At 70.8% G+C, this 18,494-nt stretch carries 11 protein-coding genes and 1 other RNA gene; 7 read left to right on the top strand and 5 right to left on the bottom strand.

Translation table 11 applies throughout. The features are described from left to right. Positions 1 to 96: 96 nt before the first annotated feature. Positions 97 to 1,329, bottom strand: a complete 1,233-nt coding sequence (locus ACZ7LV_RS08615) for a hypothetical protein (protein ID WP_471937127.1) — start codon at positions 1,327 to 1,329, stop codon at positions 97 to 99. 187 nt (positions 1,330 to 1,516) lie between these two features. On the opposite strand from ACZ7LV_RS08615, the gene ACZ7LV_RS08610 reads away from it, so the two are divergent. Genes ACZ7LV_RS08610 through ACZ7LV_RS08600 form a run of 3 tightly spaced genes read left to right on the top strand, consistent with a single transcriptional unit; the run spans position 1,517 to position 4,749 of the window. Continuing rightward, entirely contained in the window at positions 1,517 to 2,380 is an 864-nt protein-coding gene (locus ACZ7LV_RS08610) for a Nif3-like dinuclear metal center hexameric protein (protein WP_471937124.1), read from the top strand. Further along, positions 2,377 to 3,120 carry a zinc ribbon domain-containing protein gene (locus ACZ7LV_RS08605; RefSeq protein ID WP_471937791.1) on the top strand — a complete coding sequence of 248 codons (744 nt, stop codon included), beginning with the start codon at positions 2,377 to 2,379 and terminating at the stop codon, positions 3,118 to 3,120. Before ACZ7LV_RS08610 ends, ACZ7LV_RS08605 begins: the two co-directional genes overlap by 4 nt. A gap of 12 nt (positions 3,121 to 3,132) precedes the next feature. Then, a complete protein-coding gene (locus ACZ7LV_RS08600) occupies positions 3,133 to 4,749 on the top strand; it encodes a bifunctional RNase H/acid phosphatase (protein WP_471937121.1) in 1,617 nt (538 codons plus the stop codon). Here the strand turns inward: ACZ7LV_RS08600 and eda are convergent. The 4 genes from eda to ACZ7LV_RS08580 form a co-directional block, all read right to left on the bottom strand. Continuing rightward, entirely contained in the window at positions 4,724 to 5,371 is a 648-nt protein-coding gene (eda, locus tag ACZ7LV_RS08595; protein WP_471937119.1) for a bifunctional 4-hydroxy-2-oxoglutarate aldolase/2-dehydro-3-deoxy-phosphogluconate aldolase, read from the bottom strand. The genes ACZ7LV_RS08600 and eda overlap by 26 nt on opposite strands. A 72-nt stretch (positions 5,372 to 5,443) precedes the next feature. Continuing rightward, positions 5,444 to 6,226: a peroxide stress protein YaaA gene (yaaA, locus tag ACZ7LV_RS08590; protein ID WP_471937117.1), complete on the bottom strand. Its 783-nt coding sequence runs from the start codon at positions 6,224 to 6,226 to the stop codon at positions 5,444 to 5,446. 13 nt (positions 6,227 to 6,239) lie between these two features. Further along, entirely contained in the window at positions 6,240 to 6,857 is a 618-nt protein-coding gene (locus ACZ7LV_RS08585) for a hypothetical protein (protein ID WP_471937115.1), read from the bottom strand. Beyond that, the gene (locus tag ACZ7LV_RS08580; protein ID WP_471937113.1) at positions 6,854 to 7,603 is read right to left on the bottom strand and encodes a MerR family transcriptional regulator; all 750 of its coding nucleotides are present in this window, start codon (positions 7,601 to 7,603) and stop codon (positions 6,854 to 6,856) included. The genes ACZ7LV_RS08585 and ACZ7LV_RS08580 overlap by 4 nt, the downstream gene beginning before the upstream one ends. Positions 7,604 to 7,736: 133 nt before the next feature. On the opposite strand from ACZ7LV_RS08580, the gene ACZ7LV_RS08575 reads away from it, so the two are divergent. The 4 genes from ACZ7LV_RS08575 to ACZ7LV_RS08560 all read left to right on the top strand — a co-directional run bounded on the left by ACZ7LV_RS08575 (position 7,737) and on the right by ACZ7LV_RS08560 (position 18,477). Further along, positions 7,737 to 8,303: a Uma2 family endonuclease gene (locus ACZ7LV_RS08575; RefSeq protein ID WP_471937111.1), complete on the top strand. Its 567-nt coding sequence runs from the start codon at positions 7,737 to 7,739 to the stop codon at positions 8,301 to 8,303. A gap of 33 nt (positions 8,304 to 8,336) precedes the next feature. Next, positions 8,337 to 8,736: RNase P RNA component class A (rnpB, locus tag ACZ7LV_RS08570), an RNA gene on the top strand. 712 nt (positions 8,737 to 9,448) lie between these two features. Continuing rightward, entirely contained in the window at positions 9,449 to 16,216 is a 6,768-nt protein-coding gene (locus ACZ7LV_RS08565) for a DUF3320 domain-containing protein (protein WP_471937109.1), read from the top strand. A 374-nt stretch (positions 16,217 to 16,590) separates the two neighbouring features. Beyond that, entirely contained in the window at positions 16,591 to 18,477 is a 1,887-nt protein-coding gene (locus ACZ7LV_RS08560; RefSeq protein ID WP_471937789.1) for a DNA/RNA helicase domain-containing protein, read from the top strand. Positions 18,478 to 18,494 lie beyond the last annotated feature (17 nt).

The raw sequence follows: 18,494 nt of genomic DNA, 5'->3' as shown, positions 1-18,494 counted from the left end.
CACCCCGTCGACATGATCTTCTGCTCACAGCCGGGCGAGTGTAACCAGGACACCTCGGGACCGATCCAGGCGCACACGCCAACCGGCACTACTTCGTTACCTACTTGCCATACGGCCACCCAACGGTGCCTGCTGAAGCGGCACCGGACGCGGCGCCGCGGGCTCCGGAGGACCCGGTTCCGACGGCTCCGCGGCGCGCAGAGCCGCTGAAGCCGCGCCGTCCGGAACCGAATCCTCCGGGCTCGTGTCCCCCGATCCCCCCGCCCGCGGACCGCCGCCCCCGGTCGTATGCGGGGCCTCGCGGGGCACCGACCACTCGGCCACCCCGCACGCCGCCCCCTCGGTGGCGTACGGCAGCCGCAGCACACCCTCCCTGGTCCACAGGCCGGTCCCGGCCAGCCAGCCCTGCGGCGCCGGAAGATGCCGCACCCGGCGCTCGGCCGGCCGCCACACCCCCACCCAGCTGCCGTCCGGGCCGTCGATGCGCAGCGCCACGCCGCAGCTCTCCGGCGTCAGTACCTGCCCCGGCTGGATCGCGAACGGTGTCACCGCGCACTCCTCGGCCGACCGCAGGCAGTCGGGGAACCGCACCGGCAGCGTGCTGCCCAGCACCCCCCAGCCCAGCCGGGGCCCCGCACCGGGGCAGGGCGCGTCGGAACCGATGAGGAGCAGTCCGCTGTCGGCGTCGGCGAGCAGCAGTCGGTCGTCGCTGTCGGCGGCGATCTGGAGCAGCGGCGACACCTCGCCGCCCCGCCCGAGGTCCACCACGACCGTCTTGGTCCGGCCGTCGTACTCCCGGTCCAGGGCCAGCATCCGCCCCGACGCGTCCAGCCACACGCCGCCGGAGCAGCGCCCGGGGACCTGCGCGACGTGTTCCGGCCCGAAGGCGCCGCCCGCGACCAGCCACACGGTGCTGGAGTGCGGGCCGACGGCGAGGGCGTACGCCATGTCGCCGCCCGGCGCCGGCGGCAGCAGCCGCAGCCGGGTGTCCGGGGCGGGGCACTCGACGGCCCCGAGCGGGAGCTCGCCGGTGCCGGGGCCGGTCGGGTAGAGCAGCGAGAAGGCGTGCCGGCCGGCGGCGAGACGGTGGATCAGCACCCGGCCGTCGCTCATCGGCTGCACCTCGGTGCCGGGTTCCTCCGGCTGGTTGCCGGGCAGCGGTACGGCGTAGGGCTCGGGTCCGTCCAGCGTCCAGCGCTCCGGGAACCAGGAGTCGCCGCTGACGGTGAGGCGTGCGGCGTACGTGCCGTCCGTCGTGATCACGCAGCCCGGCTGCCGGGAGGGCGTGTCCTCGTTCCCGGCCGTGGCCTCGACAACACAGGCAGTCATCTTTCGGTCACCTCCAGCGACGACGCTAGTTTTCGTACGCACAGGCGGGGCACCGGCCGACGGGCGCTTCACACATAAGGGTGGCCGTCCGGCGGTTCGACTGAGGGAACGGGGACGGGTGTGCTGAGCGTGGCGGGGGCGGCGCCACAGGTTCAACGGCGCAGAACGGGCAGGTAGCCTTTGTCCCGTGCCCCGTCTGTCTGAAGTCATCGCCGCGCTGGAGAACCTGTGGCCCGCCGAGTGGGCCGAGTCCTGGGACGCGGTCGGCACGGTCGTGGGCGATCCCGGGCAGGACGTCACCCGGGTGCTGTTCGCGGTCGACCCGGTGCAGGAGACCGTGGACGAGGCGGTGAACCTCGGCGCCGACCTGCTGGTCACCCACCACCCGCTCTATCTGCGCGGCACGACCACGGTCGCGGCGGACCACTTCAAGGGCCGCGTCGTGCACACGCTCATCAAGAACGACATCGCCCTGCACGTCGCCCACACCAACGCCGACAGCGCCGACCCCGGCGTCAGCGACGCGCTCGCCGGGGCGCTGGACCTGCGGGTCGTACGGCCCCTGGTGCCGGACCCGAACGACCCCGAGGGGCGCCGCGGACTCGGCCGCGTCTGCGAACTGGACCACCCGCTGACCGTCCGCGCCCTCGCCGCGCTCGCCGCCGAGCGGCTGCCCGCCACCGCGCAGGGCATCCGCGTGGCCGGCGACCCCGAGGCGCAGGTCCGCACGGTCGCCGTCAGCGGCGGCTCCGGCGACGGCCTGTTCGACGCCGTACGGGCGGCCGGGGCGGACGCCTTCCTCACCGCGGACCTGCGCCACCACCCGGTCTCCGAGTTCGTCGCGGACCGCGCCCACGGTTCCCTCGCGCTGCTCGACGCGGCGCACTGGGCCACCGAGTGGCCCTGGTGCGAGCTGGCGGCCGCCCAGCTCGACGAGATCTCCGACCGTCACGGCTGGGACCTGCGGGTCCACGTCTCGAAGACGGTCACCGACCCCTGGACCGCCCACGCGGCGTCCAACCCGACGCACACTCCTGGAGCCCCCAACTGAACGCCGCGCCCGCCGACCAGATCCGACTCCTCGACGTCCAGGACCTCGACGTCCGCCTCCAGCAGCTCGCGCACCGGCGGAAGTCGCTGCCCGAGCACGCCGAGATCGAGTCGCTGTCCAAGGACCTCGTCCAGCTGCGCGACCTGCTCGTGGCCGCGCAGACCGAGGAGAGCGACTGCGGCCGCGAGCAGACCAAGGCCGAACAGGACGTCGACCAGGTGCGCCAGCGCGCCGTCCGCGACCAGCAGCGCCTCGACTCCGGCTCGGTGACCTCCCCGAAGGACCTGGAGAACCTCCAGCGCGAGATCGCCTCGCTCGCCAAGCGGCAGGGCGACCTGGAGGACGTCGTGCTGGAGGTCATGGAGCGCCGCGAGTCCGCGCAGGAGCGGGTCGCCGAGCTGACCGAGCGGGTCGGCTCCGTGCAGGGGAAGATCGACGACGCGACCGCGCGCCGGGACGCCGCGTTCGAGGAGATCGACGGCGAGGTGGCGTCGGTGACGAAGGAGCGCGAGGTCATCTCGGGCTCGGTCCCGGCGGACCTGCTCGGGCTCTACGACAAGCTGCGCGCGCAGCAGGGCGGCATCGGCGCGGCCAAGCTCTACCAGCGGACCTGCCAGGGCTGCCGCCAGGAGCTGGCCATCACCGAGCTGAGCGAGATCCGCAAGGCGGCGCCGGACACGGTGGTGCGGTGCGAGAACTGCCGCCGCATCCTGGTGCGCACGTCCGAGTCGGGGCTGTAAGGGGCCGTCGCGGTGCGGGAGTTCATCGTCGAGGCGGACGGCGGTTCCCGGGGCAACCCGGGGCCCGCGGGCTACGGCGCCGTGGTGCTCGACGCGGTGACGGGCCGGACGCTGGCGGAGACGGCGGAGTACCTGGGCGTCGTCACGAACAACGTCGCCGAGTACCGGGGGCTGCTGGCCGGCCTGCGCGCCGCCCGCGCCCTCGACCCGGCCGCGACGGTGCACGTCCGGATGGACTCCAAGCTGGTCGTGGAGCAGATGTCCGGCCGCTGGAAGATCAAGCACCCCGACATGAAGCCGCTGGCCATGGAGGCGGGGCGGGTCTTCCCGGCGGGGCGGGTGAGCTACGAGTGGATCCCGCGCGAACGGAACAAGCAGGCGGACCGCCTGGCCAACGAGGCGATGGACGCGGGCGGGCGGGGAGAGGTCTGGACCCCTTCCCCGACGGGGGTTGTCCCTGGGTCACCTCCCGAGGCGGCCGTCCCCGAGCCCGAGGGGCCGCCCGGGGACGCGGCGGCGGGAGCGGCCAGGGCCAGGGCGGCACTGGCGGGGCGCGACACTTCACCGGGGGCGGGGACGGTTGCCTCCTCCGTCGAGGGGGCTGGGGATTCTTCAGCGGCTGGGCAGGGGGTTCCCCCGGCGCCGGTGACGGGGCGGGTGGCTGCGGGGCCTCGGGCCGTTGTCCCGTCCGTCGAGGGGCGGGCCGCTGGGGCGGCGCCGGCGGGGGCGGTTGCTTCCTCCGCCGAGGAGGCCGTGGTTCCTTCGACGGCTGAGCAGGGTGCTTGGCCGGTGGCGGGGCGGGTGGCTGTGGCGCCTCGGGCCGTTGACTCCTCCGGCGAGCGGGTCGAGGGCACGTCCGGCGAGGTGTCCTCAAGTCCCCGTGCCGCGGGGGCGGGTGACCCGGTCTCCGGCAGGTCCCCCGACTCCTCCGCTCCGGCCGACGCCGAGGTGAACGCCGCGCGGAACGTGGCGTCGCCGCAGGCCGGTTGGGGCGCTCCCGACATGGGCGCCCCCGCGACGTTCGTGCTGCTGCGGCACGGCGAGACGCCTCTCACGCCGGAGAAGCGCTTCTCGGGCAGCGGCGGCAGCGACCCCTCGCTCTCCGGCATCGGCCGGGAACAGGCCGAGCGCGTGGCCCTCGCGCTGGCGCGGCGCGGGACGATCCAGGCCGTCGTCGCCTCACCGCTCACGCGGACCCGCGAGACCGCCGGCATCGTCGCCGCCCGCCTCGGCCTGGAGGTCGGCGTGGACGACGGGCTGCGGGAGACCGACTTCGGCGCCTGGGAGGGCCTCACCTTCGCCGAGGTGCACCAACGTCACCCCGACGATTTGAGCGCCTGGCTGGCCTCGCCGGACGCCGAACCCACCGGCGGCGGCGAGAGCTTCGCGGCGACCGCCACCCGGATCGCCGCGACCCGCGACAAGCTGATCGCGGCGTACGCCGGCCGCACGGTCCTGCTCGTCACGCACGTCACCCCGATCAAGACCCTCGTACGCCTCGCCCTCGGCGCCCCGCCCGAGTCCCTGTTCCGGATGGAACTCTCGGCGGCGTCCCTGTCGGTCGTGGCGTACTACGCCGACGGCAACGCCAGCGTCCGCCTCTTCAACGACACGTCGCACCTGCGCTGAGCGCGGCGGCCTCCCGGGCCAGCTCCTCGATCCGCGCCCAGTCCCGCGCCGCGACCGCGTCCGCCGGGACCATCCAACTCCCGCCCACGCAGCCGACGTTCGGCAACGCCAGATACTCCGGCGCGGACGCGAGGCCGATCCCGCCGGTCGGGCAGAAGCGCGCCTGCGGCAACGGCCCGGCAAGCGACTTCAGATACGCCGTACCCCCCGCGGCGGCCGCGGGGAAGAACTTCATCTCCCGCACCCCGCGCTCCAGCAACGCCACCACCTCGGACGTGGTCGACACCCCCGGCAGATACGGCACCCCGGACCGCCGCATCGCCTCCAGCAGTACGTCGGTCCAGCCCGGGCTCACCAGAAAGCGCGCCCCGGCGGCCACGGCGTCCTCGACCTGACCCGGCGTGATCACCGTCCCGGCCCCGACCACCGCGTCCGGCACCGCCCCGCCGATCGCCCGGATCGCGTCGAGCGCGACCGGTGTCCGCAGGGTCACCTCGATCGCCGGCAGCCCCCCGGCGACGAGCGCCCGCGCGAGCGGTACGGCGTCGGCGGCGTCCTGGAGGACGACCACGGGGACGACGGGAGCGAGATCGAGCACGGAGTCGGTCACGGAGTCGGTCATGCGCCACATCGTGCCCGGCGCATGCAGCATGCGCAAAGCCCGTTGCGCATGCTGCAACCCGTACGGTGCGGCTCAGTGGATCTCGTCCACCAGCACGTCCAGCGACCAGGGCCGCCCCGCCCCCGCAGGTGCCGCGGCTTCCACCACGTATCCGAGGTCGCGCAACGCCTCCACCAGTTCCGCAGGCCCCTTCGGCGCCGTCCCCGCCGTCAGCAGACTGCGTACGATCCGCCCCTTGGTCGCCTTGTTGAAGTGGCTGACCACCTTGCGCGTCGGCGCGTGCAGCACCCGTACCGTCGCCGTCCGCCCCGCGACCTCGCCCTTCGGCCGCCACGCCGCCGCGTACGCCGACGACCGCAGGTCCAGCACCAGCCCGTTCCCCGCCGCCTCGGGCAACGCGGCGGCCATCGCCGTACGCCAGTGCGTGCCCAGCGCCCCCAGCCCGGGCAGCCTCACCCCCATCGCGCAGCGGTACGAGGGGATCCGGTCCGTCACCCGGACCGCGCCCCACAGCCCCGAGAACACCAGCAGGGAGCGCGCGGCACGCCGCTTGGCGGCCGCGTCCAGCGAGTCCAGGCCCAGGGCGTCGTACAGCACGCCCGTGTAGATCTCCCCGGCCGGCCGGGCCCCGTGGGTGCGCAGTCCGGTGTTCTTGGCGACCTCGCCGCGCAGCCCCTCGCTCAGCCCCAGCACCTCGCGCGCCTTGTCCTCGTCGCCGGCGCACAGCTCGACCAGTTCGTCGAGGACGGCCTCCCGAGCGGGGTTCAGCTCGGGCAGCGCGAGCGACGCCAGCTTGAGCGGTGCGCCCCGGCCGGAGGACGCCTTCCCCTCCGAGGGCGGCAGCAGGACCAGCACGGATTCTCCTTCTCTAGACCTCCGCGCCAGGGTACGGCCTGCTGTCCTCGCCGCTGAGCGCCCGGGTGACCGCCCCGACGAGGGCGTCCGCCTCGTCCGTGTACACGCGCACCAGGCGCACCTCCCGCCGCCGCCCGAGGAAGGTCAGGTAGGTGACGGGCTCGGCGAGCTCCAGCGTGACCGTCGTCTGCCCGCCGATCTCGACGTCGAGCACGCCGTCGGCCTTCTCGTGCGTCAGGCGCAGCTCACGCCGGACGGCGGCGATCCGCTCCAGCGGTATCCGCAGGTCGAGATGGGCGGCCTTGCGGACCCGCAGGGCGTCCGCCTCCAGCACGTGCGGCCGTACGACGGACGCGGCGTGCAGACCGATGACGAACAGCACGGTGTACACGTCCAGGACCAGCACCACGTGGTGCACGGCCGGCCACCGGGACAGCAGGACGGACATGACGACGGTCTCGACCACGCACACGAACGCGAACCCCATCATCAGCGCGCTCTGCCCGCTCGCGTAGCCGAAGGCCCGCCCGCCACCGACGCCCTGCCGCCGCCGGGCCACCCACAGCACCAGGCACACGTAGAGGTGCACCTCATGCCACACGAGCCGGTACGCCGCTCTCGCGGCCTTCACCGTCGTTCTCCGGAGGCGAGCCGCAGCGCCTGGCGGATGGCCTCCGCCTGGGCCGGGGCGAGGTCGGCGTACATGGCACGCAGGAAGCTGTGCTCGTGCTCGACGGGTTCCGCGGCGACCAGCTCGGGTGGCATCAGCCCCGCGAGCGCGCGCGCCGCCTCCTCCACCCGCGGGTCGTCGGTCGCGGCCTCGGCGAGCGCGTCGAGCAGGGCGTACGCCTCGTGGGCCCGCGCGACGGCGTCGGGCCCGGTCAGCGCGCCCCCGACGGCGGCCAGCAGCCGCTCCCGCTCCTCCGGGCCGGCCGCGGTCTCCAGCAGCGCGAAGATCTCCCGGTCCTTGGCGGCCATCGGGGAGTCGGAGGCGGGCGCCAGCCCCGCGAACAGCTCCGCCAGCTCGGGTGAGACCGGCCCCTCGACGGGCAGCTCCGCCACGTCGAGCAAGGCTTTCAACCGTTCCCGGCGCTCCCGGAGCGCCGCCTCCTGCCGCGCGAGATCCGCGTCCAGCTCCTCCAGCACCTCACTCAGATCCCGCCCCGCGTCCTCGGCGAGCACGTCCCGCACCTCGGCCAGCCCCAGCCCCAGCTCCGTCAGCCGCCGGATCCGCGCCAGCACGACGGCGTGCCGCAGCGTGTAGTCCCGATACCCGTTCGCCAGCCGCTCGGGTTCGGGCAACAGCCCCAGATGGTGGTAGTGCCGCACGGTCCGCGTGGTGACGCCGACAGCAGCGGCGAGTTCTCCGATCCGCATGGGTCCAGTAGAGACGTTGACGTTGCGACAAGGTCAAGCGAACCCGATCGAGGGAACGGTCGGAGATCCCCGGCGCGGTGACCAGCCGCTGCCCCACGCTGACGGACGACCGAAGGAGAAGGGCGTCGTCACGGTGGCAATGGATCCGATCACGCAGGGAATCCTGCTGGACTGGTTCGTGGACCTGGAGACCCCGGAGGGGCTCAGGGCGGAGCTCATCGAGGGGGAGCTGGTCATCACGCCCGTGCCCGACGGGCACCACGAACACTGCATCAGCGACATCGTGGGCCAGCTGCACCGTCGGTCAGGGACGGAGATCCAGTTCTCCGGGAACAAGGGCCTGAAGCTGCGGAACGCGGAAGGCTCACCGCGGGACCACGTCATCCCGGACGGCACGATCGCCCCCCGAGAACGGCGCCTCTTCCGGGGCGCCGACCCCTGGATGCCCTGCGACGGCGTAGCCATGGTCCTGGAGGTCACGTCCACCAAGCCCAAGGCGGACCGCGAGTCCAAGCGTCGCTGCTACGCCCGCGGCGGCATCCCCCTCTACCTCCTGCTCGACCGCGACGACTCCGCGATCACCCTGTTCAGCACGCCGGAGAAGGGCGACTACCGGGAGCACCTCACCCGCCCCCTCGGAAAACCGCTCCCTCTCCCCGCCCCCTTCGCCTTCGACCTGGAGACCGTGGACTTCCTGTGACCCCTCGCCCGGTACCATGGTCGACACGGCAGACGAGCCGGGCGGACGGCCGCGTGGAGGTTTTCGGATCTCCCCGAGGAACGTCCGGGCTCCACAGGGCAGGGTGGTGGCTAACGGCCACCCGGGGTGACCCGCGGGACAGTGCCACAGAAAGCAGACCGCCCAGTGCTCAGGCGCTGGGTAAGGGTGAAACGGTGGTGTAAGAGACCACCAGTGCCCAGGGTGACCTGGGCAGCTAGGTAAACCCCACCCGGAGCAAGGTCAAGAGGGGACACCCCGGTGTCCCTGCGCGGACATTCGAGGGCTGCCCGCCCGAGTCCGCGGGTAGACCGCACGAGGCCGGTGGCAACACCGGCCCTAGATGGATGGCCGTCGCCTCCGGGCCCGCGAGGACCCGGGGGAACAGAACCCGGCGTACAGCCCGACTCGTCTGTCGTCATCTGCGGCCTCGCCTTGGACGGCGGAAAGCCCCTCATGCGCCACTGAGTGCATGAGCAGGCCTCGGAGCTCGCCGTTCGTGGCAGCCCTTGGATCATGGTGCTGTATCTGCTGGCGGCGGGATTGGTCATGGCCCAGCGGGATCCTCGGCGTTGGCAGTCGTGCCGGTCCACCAGGTCTCTTCGGCGCGGCTGAGTGGAGCTGGGGTTCGTCAATGAGGCTAAACACCGTTCTCCGAGCCGCCGGAGGCCTGCGCCGGGGGAACTCGGAGATGCAGTGGACGGCAGCTGGGCCGCGCTCGTCCCCGATGAGGTGCGCCTCGCCGCGCCGACCGCCGTTCGCGGTCACCGCCCAGGGCGGGTGGAGGAACGCCGCGCCAGTACCAAGAGCAGTCCGACCGAGCTCCGGGGGGACTGGCAGGTCGTATACCAGCCGTCGGGGGTGGGATGTGGTCCCTTAGCTGTTTCGACGGGAGCTGTGGGCCGGCACACCGAGGCTTCCTGAGCTCCACGAACCTCGTTCCGTAGTTAGCGCTTCACGCATTGGTGTGCTGACCGTAGGATTCGCATCCAGGGGGGACCAGCGGGACTTGCGCGGCCACCAGGACTGAAGGAACGTCCATGGCCTCGCTATGCGTTGAAGGCAGTGGGGACTGCCAGCAACGTCGGTGCTCCGTTGGCCCAGAAGCGACAACATCAGGGGCCGGCGTGACGAACTCGGGCGACTTCGGAGGAAGCCAGGAACTCGACCGCCTCAGGGCGATGCTTGAGAGCTGGCGCACTTCTCTCGTGGACCTGAGCGGCCGCAACCGGCTGCTCAATTTCCGCCACACCAAGTCGGCGACACTGGAGATCACGACCCCCTCCGCGCGGGAACTCGTCGAAGGCCTGACCCGTGGCTGGGACTTCGCGCCGCTCCCGGATGGGGAGTCGGAGGCCGGTGAACAGATGCGACCCGGCGATGTGGTCCTCGCAAAGCAGAGCGACCGCACCGACGGAATCGTCACCCAGAAGACCACCGCGCCCGCCCTCGTGCGCGCGTTGAACAGCCTGCGCGCCAAAGCGACGCAGGTCTTCAACGACTATGGCCTGTGGACCCTCAACCTTGCTGTCGGCATGCTCCGCTGGCGCGAGGACGGAGCTGAGACGGGCAGCGACGCCCCCCTGGTCCTGATGCCGGTGGTCATTGAGCGCGCGCGCAATGGCCGGATCCGCCTCAGGGCGAGCGACGACGAGGAACCGCGCCTCAACCCGGCCCTGAAAGTGAAGCTGCAGCAATTCCATATCGACTGGACCCCGGTCGCCGAACAGGACCCTTCGGACTTGGAAGCGGTGCTCGCCGCCGCGGCTCGCGCGGTGGCGGGTAAGGCCGGATGGCAGATCTCCGACCGTGTGGTGCTCGCACTCTTCGCCTCCCACAAGGAGTCGATGTACCAGGACCTGCTGGACAACGAGGACCGCGTCCTCGGTAGTGACCTCGTACGGGCGATGGCTCTCGGCACGAACTCCGGACTCGCCTCCGACCGTTTCGATTTCGAGGAGATCGAGCTCGACCGGATCGACGAACTGAGCCCGCCCGAGGACAGTCCACTTGTGCTTGACGCCGACGCCTCGCAGCGTCAGGCCGTTGCCGCGGCCGTGGCCGGACAGTCGTTCGTCCTGGACGGCCCGCCCGGCACAGGCAAGAGCCAGACGATCACGAACATGATCGCCGGTCTGATGCACGCGGGCCGCAGTGTGCTGTTCGTAAGTGAGAAGGCGGCGGCCCTCGACGTCGTCCTCGACCGGCTGAAGTCGGTCGGACTCGACTCGTACGCCCTGGCCCTCCACAGTCACAACACCAGCCGCAAAGCAGTGGCCCAGGAACTGGGTCGGGCTCTCGCGCAGGAGCCGCGGGCACCCCAACTGTCACAGCAGACCCTGGCTGAGGCCAGGGAACTGCGCCTCGCGCTCAGCGCCTACGCCGCAGCGATGAATGAGGTCCGCGACCCGCTCGGACGGACCCTGCACGACGTGCTCGGTCGGGTCGGCCGACTGTCCGAGGCGCCGGTGGCCTATCTGAGTCATGGCGACGACACCCCCACGGGTGCAAGCGCGATGTTTCGCGCCGAGACGCTCAGTGCCGAGGACCTGCGCCTGATCGTAGAGGCGACGAGAGCCATCTCTGAGGCTTGGGATGCCGTCGCCGATCCGTCGTTCCCCTGGCGTGACCTGCGAGCCGGCCTGCCGCATCCACGTCCTGTGCTGGAGCAGGCGCAGGCGGCGCGGGACGCGCTCACGACGGCGGTAGACCGCTACCGAGATCTCGCGCCCGGGGCAGTGCCCGTCACGGACCAGAGCGGGATCGACCGACTGATCGCGCTCCTGAGGCTGCTCGACGCGCGGAGTCCCGTACCGGAAGCGTGGCTGACCACGGAAGCCTTTGCCGACGAGGTGGACGACCGGGCCGACGCCTTCCTGGCGGAACTACGCAAAGCGCAGCGTACGAGCGCTGCCGCCCGCGCAGCGGTGGGCGAGCGTTGGCAGGAGCTGTCCACCAGGCTGACGGCTGAACCGGGGGAAGCCGAGAAGGCGCTCTCGGTGATGGTGCCGCGCGGCCTCGACCTCGCCGGACTCACGGAGGAGCGAGCGCGACAGCTGGCCGGGGAGTTCGAGGCGACCGCTGGTGTGCTGGAGCGGACTCTGCAATGTCTCACCGGTGTCAGCCACATCACTGGGCTCAGGACGCCCGGCGGCCTGGAGGAAGCACGTCATCTGTGCGACGTGATCGCCGTGGCCGGCACCGAACACCGCCCTCCCGAGCAGTGGCTGGTTCCTGACGGCCCTGCGCGGGCTGAGGAGGCGGCGGTCGGGGCCGCTGCCGACGCGCTGAGAGACTTCTTCACACGACGGGACGGAGTAATCTCCGCCCAAGCCCTCGCGACGGACCATGCGGGCCCGGGGTGGGCCGGTCTGCGTCGGGAAGTGAGCGCCGAGCGGCCGGCCAACGAGCAGGCCCTCGCTGCACTGGAACCGCCTGGCGTCGACATCGCGTCGTTGACCTGCCGCGAAGCCGAGGAGCTGGCCGAGCGATTCGACACGCTCACCGACACCCTTGAGATGGCCGCCGAGCGCGCCGACTTGGTGGCCGAGCGACTCGGGTGTGACCGGCCTAAGGCGACGTCCGAGGCAGAGGACCTGGCCACGCTCGTGGAGCTGGCCACAGCCTCCGACCGCATGCTCGGAGCATGGCTCGATCCCCGGGCACTTCCCGGTGTCCAGGCAGCTGTCGCGGAGATCTCCTCGGCCGCCGAAGACCTCGCCGCCGCGGAGGCGGCGGCGCGCGACACCTTCCTGCCCGAAGTCGTCTCCACACCCGAACTGCCCGAGGCAGTCCACCGGCTTATGCAAGGCCGCCAGGGGCTGGCCGCCATCCTGTCCAGCGGCGTCCGGGCCGACCGGAAGCTCGTGGCCCTGCTGACGCACGTCGGCTCGTGGCGCGGCGAGCTGTACGACAAATTGCCACTCGCCGACGCCTGGTGTGCCGCTTACCGGAAGCTACGGTCGCTGACCACGACCCACGCCGAGCTGATCGGCCGCTATCGGGGCACAGCGTTGCCCGACGTCCCGGCACTGCGCAAGGCGCTGGCGCACGCGGAAGCGGTCCATGTACTGGCGCCGGAAACCGTCGCCGACCCGTACCGCCGGAGTCTGCTTGCCGCTCACTTGGCCGACGGCCGAGAGCCGCAAGCCGCGCTTGTCGAGCAGGGAACGGCGCTGCGCAGCGCTCTCGCCACGTGGCGACGGGCTTTGGACAGCCCGTCGCTGGCACCGCATGCGGCCGACCTCACCAAGCAGCCGCTCGCCGAAGCCGCCCGCTGGCTGCTCGCCCACCACGCCCCATTGCGGCAGACCGTCGCGCTGCTGGACACCGTGGCCTCGGTCGGTCGCCGGGACAGTGGCCCCGGTTCCGAGCACACACTCGTCTCTGCGCGCACGGCGGTCACGGCCGCGCACGCGGCACAGAAGGAGACCGCCGCGTTCGCCGCTCAGGCCGTAACCGACCGCAGCCTTCTCGGCCCCTGGTACCGGGGCCTCGACACGCAGGCGGACGACCTGCACGACGCAGCGCCCAACGGCGTGACGGGCTACGAGTCCATGGGGCAGCTGCTGCGCCGAGGCCTTGACCTGATGCGACGGCAACCGGGCCCGCACATCACGGAGGAGCAGCGCGGATTGCTGGGCCGGTACGTCCCGGAAGGGCACCTCCACACCGAGGCTTTGCGAGCCGCCCTGGACTCCGCCCAGCTGATCTCCCGCCTTGCACTCGACACGCTCACGGAACCAGCGCGCCGGACGAGCCTCGTCGAGCTACTCGCCGACGGTCGGCCCGAACCGCGGGAACTCCTCGCGCAGACCGACCAGATCCGACGTGACTTGGACCTATGGCAGGAGTACACCGGGCAGCCCCACGTTGCGGCGGTCGGCACGGCACTCGTCGCCCGCCCCCTGGAACGGGCGGCTAGCTGGCTCCGCGCCCACGTGGAGCCCTTCGAGGACGCGGCCGACCTCATGCGCTCGACCGCTCGCGTCATGGGCGACGAGACGGGCCTCATCCTGTCACGCGCCAGGGAAGCGGTGGCCGCCGTCGCTTCCGCCCGCGCTGCCGAGTCCTCTTTCGCGGAGAACGACGCCACGTACCGAAGCCTTCTCGGCACCCTTTACCAGGGCACCGAGACAGACCGCGACGACATTCTGAGTGCCCTTGACTGGGCTCAGAAGGTCCGTCGTACCGCACATGGCGGCCACTCCGCGCCCCTGTCGCAAACGGCGGCCCTGTTGATGCTGGCCGCGTCAGCCGATCCGTCCGTCGCGGCCCGTGCCGACGACTGGAGCTGTCAACGCAAGACGCTCGCCGGCTACTTCGAGCCTGAGCGGGCTGAGGAGCTGCGACGTGAACTCGCCGAATCTCTCACCACGGCGCAATCCGTCCTGTCCCGCCTCGATCGCGACCCCTACGGCCCGGAGGCGTGGACCAGCTGTGCCGACGCGCTGACCCTGCTACGCCGTTACCATCTCGACGGGCTGCCCGACCAGCTCGCACGCCGCGAGGTTTCCGCCGAGGACTTCCCCTCCGCGATGGAACGTGCCGTGCTCACCGCGTGGGTGGAGCACCAACTTGCTGTCGACCAGCGGCTGAAGCCGATGCGGGCCGCGGAACGTGACCAGCTGGTGGAGCGCTTCCAGCGGGCGGACCGGGACCTGGTGGCGGCGGCACACGCCGAGGTCATTGCCGCGTGCAACTCCCGCCGCCCTCGCCGGACATCGGTGGGCCAGGCCGCCGTGATCCGCCGAGAGTCGGAGAAACAGCGTCGTCACATGCCCGTGCGGCATCTGCTGCAGCAGACCCGCGACGTCGTTCGACTGGTCAAGCCCTGTTTCATGATGAGTCCATTGACGGTAAGCCAGTTCCTGCCATGCGACTTTGAGTTCGACGTCGTCGTCTTCGATGAGGCGTCCCAGGTGCTGCCCCAGGACGCGGTGAACTCTGTCTATCGGGGCAGGGCCCTCGTCGTGGCGGGTGACCAGAAGCAGCTGCCGCCGACCTCGTTCTTCACCGCCGCCGACGACAGCGACGACGGCGATGAGTGGGACGAGGACGCCACCGACGGCTTCGAGTCCATTCTCGACTTGTGCAAGGCCAGCGGAGTCCTGCACGGGCTGCCCCTGCGCTGGCACTACCGCAGCCGGCACGAGAATCTGATCGCCTTCAGCAACAACGACTTCTACGACAACTCCATGATCACGTTCCCTGGCGCCCTGGAACAGGGCCCGGACATCGGTGTGGAGTTCATCAAGGCGGACGGCGTCTATGACCGCGGCGGGAAAAGCAACAACCCCGTCGAGGCCACGAAGGTTGCCCAGCGCGTCATCCACCACTTCGACACCCGCCCCCAGCAAACGCTCGGCGTGGTCACGCTGTCGAAGGCGCAGGCGGAGGCAATCGAGGAGGCAGTGCAGAAGGCCAGGGCGGTCCGCCCGGACCTCGACCACCACTTCACCGAGGGCCGGCTCGACGGTTTCTTCATTAAGAACCTCGAAACCGTTCAGGGCGATGAGCGCGACGTGATCATCCTCTCCATCGGCTACGGTCCCGACCACCGGGGCAAGCTGCTTTCGACATTCGGCCCCATCAACAGGGAGGGCGGCTGGCGACGCCTCAACGTGGCCGTGACCCGCGCCCGGCGCCGCATGGAGGTCGTCGCTTCCTTCCACGGAGGCGATCTGCCGGACAGTGTCAACAAAAGCGTGCAGCACCTCAAGCGGTACTTGCAGTACGCCCAACACGGTCCTGCAATCCTGCAGACGGAGGCCGCCGATCCGGAAGCGGCTCCGGAGAGTCCCTTCGAAGAGGAGGTCATCGACGTCCTGCGCGGCTGGGGATATGCGGTCCAGCCACAGGTGGGTGTCGCTGGCTTCCGCATCGACATGGCGGTACGGCACCCGGGCGCGACCGGCACGTACGCGCTGGGCATCGAGTGCGACGGTGCCATGTATCACTCTTCGCGGGCGGCTCGGGACCGTGACCGGCTCAGGGAAGCGGTCCTTCGCGACCTGGGTTGGAGGCTGCACCGAATCTGGGGTACGGACTGGTACCGGAACCGCCGGGATGCGATGGCGCGGCTGCGGTCCGCGGTCGAGGCGGCGTGTGCGGAGGATCCGCACGCGGTGCGAGTGGCGTCGCCCATCGGGGTGGACGGTAATGGCGGCAATCAAGGGAATGGTGGCAGTACGGCCGAGGTTGTGGGCTGTCCCAAGAGCACAGGAAGCGGCGAGCCTGCAGAAGCAGCGGCTGGTCTGGCAACTCCGCGCGTGGAGTTCGTGACAGTGGACGCCGGCCCCGCGCCCTGGAGTCGTCCCTACCAGGATGTTGACCTCGACCTGTTGGCAGAGGTTCGTGACAGGTCGAGCAACCAGCGGGGCATGTGGGGCGCGGAGTTGCAGGACCCCGATGCCCTCGACGTGGTCGCGGACGTGGCGCTGTGTGTGGTCGAGGTGGAAGGGCCCGTCGAGAAGGAGGTGATCTACACCCGAGTCCGTCTCGCGTGGGGCCTCGGACGAGCCGGCCAGGTGGTTCGCGACCGCATCGACCGGGCGCTTCGCCGCCTGCTCAAGCAAGGAAAGATCGTCCACGTCGGTACGGCTTACGACAGGCCCGGCCACGAGACGGATTTCGCCCGCACCCCTACGGAGCGGTGCGCCCGACGAGTGGCGGAGGTTCCCGCGGTGGAGCGGCAGCTCGTGCTCAGAAATGTGGTCGACGAAGGACCGGGTGTGCACCGTGAGGACCTGCTACGGGAAGCCGCTCGCTTCTTCGGGTGGGCGCGACTCGGCGCCGATATCCGGGACGCGCTGACTGGCGACATCGACGTGTTGATCACTGCGGGGGACTTGGTCGAGTCGGAGGGCGGCCTGATGCCCGCCGAGCGCTCCTAATCGTCTTGAGTCCGCTGAGCCGGTAGGGTGAGACCGCGCTGTGCGATGTTCGTGGGGATCCGTGCTGCTCACGGATCTGAACCTGCCGCGCGCTGGTGCGGTCTGCGTCGTCGACCACATAGACAAGCGGTCCGATGTCCAGGTCGGGCGCTGCAGGGTCGCGACGGGGTACTGATCGCCGTCGACCAGGCTCCCTTGCGACCAGGCACGGCGTCCGCTGCCGCCAATGTGACCACCGGGACGACTGTCAGTACCGCCAGGTACCCTCAAGCACATCGTCAACGCGGCCCGACGGGCTTCCGCTCCACCTCGGTGGAGTCTCGAAGGACATGCCCCCACCCGCACGAGTCCTTTCGTGCTGCCTGGGGGAGTCCTTGCTGTTCCGCGCGTCCGCGAAAACGGTCGCCGTCATGGCACTCGACGGTTCGCTGTTCCTGCACCTCACCGACAATTTCGTCCACACGCACGGCTATCGGCCCGGCGCTTCTGAGGCGCGTTCTTGGGAGCGCAGCATCCCCGTCCTGGCCGCCGTGCTCAGCGACGCCGGGCTGGGCGACGTGGAGGTCATGCTGGAGTACTCCCTCCCGCTGAACAGCAAGCGCGCTGATGTCGTGCTCGCCGGAGTGCACCCGGTCACGGGAGAGCCGTCCTACGTCGTGGTGGAACTGAAGCAGTGGAGCCAGGCGCTGCCCCATGAGGGCGACCCCTCCCTCTGTCACGTCGACGCCTATGCCCATCCCGTCCTCAACCCCGTCGAGCAGGTGCGCCGCTACTGCGAGTACCTGGTCAACTTCAACGGGGCGGTGTCCGAACATGGGCACCGGGTGGCCGGAGTGGCATACCTGCACAACGCCACCGAGTTCGGCGTGGCCGGGCTCCGGGAGATCGAGCGTGACTGCAAAGGCCTGCTCTTCACCGCGGAACGCCGCGGGGCTCTCCTCGACCACCTTCGTACGAGGCTGAGCGACAAGCACCCCGGGGCCCGGGCGGCGGACGAACTCCACGCAGGAGCCACGGTGCCGTCGAGGCAGCTCATGTCCGTGGCCGCTGAGGAGGTGCGCGAGCGCACACAGTTCGTCCTCCTGGATGAGCAGCAGGTCGCGTACCGCATGGTGCTCAACGCGGTGGAGAAGGTGAAGCGCGGCGATCGCAAGGAGGCCGTCATCGTCACGGGAGGCCCCGGCACCGGCAAGAGCGTGATCGCTCTCCAACTGCTCGGCGAGCTCTACCGGCGCGGGGTTCCGGCTCTGCACGCCACCGGCTCGCAGTCGTTCACGAAGACGATGAGGAAGGTCGCCGGGGCCCGCAAGCGGGAAGTCCAGGACCTGTTCAAGTACTTCAACAGCTTCATGACGGCGGAGAAGAACAGCCTGGGTGCCCTGATCTGCGACGAGGCGCACCGCATCCGCGAGACCTCGGCCAACCGCTACACGCGCGCCGAGAACCGAACCGGAAGGGCACAGATCGACGAACTCATCGACGTCGCCTACGTGCCCGTCTTCTTCCTGGACGAGCATCAGGTCGTGCGCCCCGGTGAGATGGGCACCGTGGCGGAGATCAAGGCGGCCGCGGCGAAGCGCGACATTCCCTGCAGTGTCGTTCCGCTGGACAGCCAGTTCCGCTGTGGTGGCAGTGACGCCTACCTGCGCTGGGTGGTCCGCCTCCTCGGCCTGGAGACTGGCGGGCCGGTCGTGTGGGAGCCCGACGACCGTATGCAGTTGCTGATCGCCGATAGTCCGCAGGAGTTGGAATCCTTCCTGGAAGCCCGTCGGGCCCAGGGCTACGGCGCCCGTATCTCCGCGGGCTACTGCTGGCCCTGGTCCCCGGAACCCAAGCCCGGCGACCCGCTCTCGTCCGACGTCGTCATCGGCGACTGGGAGCGCCCCTGGAACCTGCGCGGTGACCGCTCAGTCTCCGGCGCGCCCCCGGCCGCCCTGTGGGCCACCGACCCGGCGGGCTTCGGCCAGGTCGGCTGCGTCTACACCGCCCAAGGTTTCGAGTACGACTGGTCCGGCGTGATCATCGGACCCGACCTGATCTGGCGCGAGGATCGTTGGGTGACCGACCGGGCAGCGTCGAAGGACCCCGTCTTCAAGCGGTCCACCTCTGACGCCGACGTGGACCGCTTGATCCGCAACACCTACAAGGTGCTCCTGACCCGGGGCATGGTGGGCACGGTTGTGTACGCGACGGATCCCGAGACGCGGGAGAAGCTGCGAAAGTTGGCGGGTGGAGCGACACGACAGGCTGTGTCGGTCTGACGCGCCCGGTCCTGCTG

The sequence above is a fragment of the Streptomyces sp. NPDC107562 genome, from assembly GCF_055657325.1.
The sequence above is the reverse complement of the archived record's forward strand: the minus strand, read 5'-3'. Positions and strand labels throughout refer to the sequence as shown.

Excerpts from the sequence above, each read along its gene's own strand:
- ACZ7LV_RS08615 (WP_471937127.1), bottom strand. The coding sequence starts at position 1,329 with ATGACTGCCTGTGTTGTCGAGGCCACGGCCGGGAACGAGGACACGCCC.
- eda (WP_471937119.1), bottom strand. The coding sequence starts at position 5,371 with ATGACCGACTCCGTGACCGACTCCGTGCTCGATCTCGCTCCCGTCGTC.
- ACZ7LV_RS08580 (WP_471937113.1), bottom strand. The coding sequence starts at position 7,603 with ATGCGGATCGGAGAACTCGCCGCTGCTGTCGGCGTCACCACGCGGACC.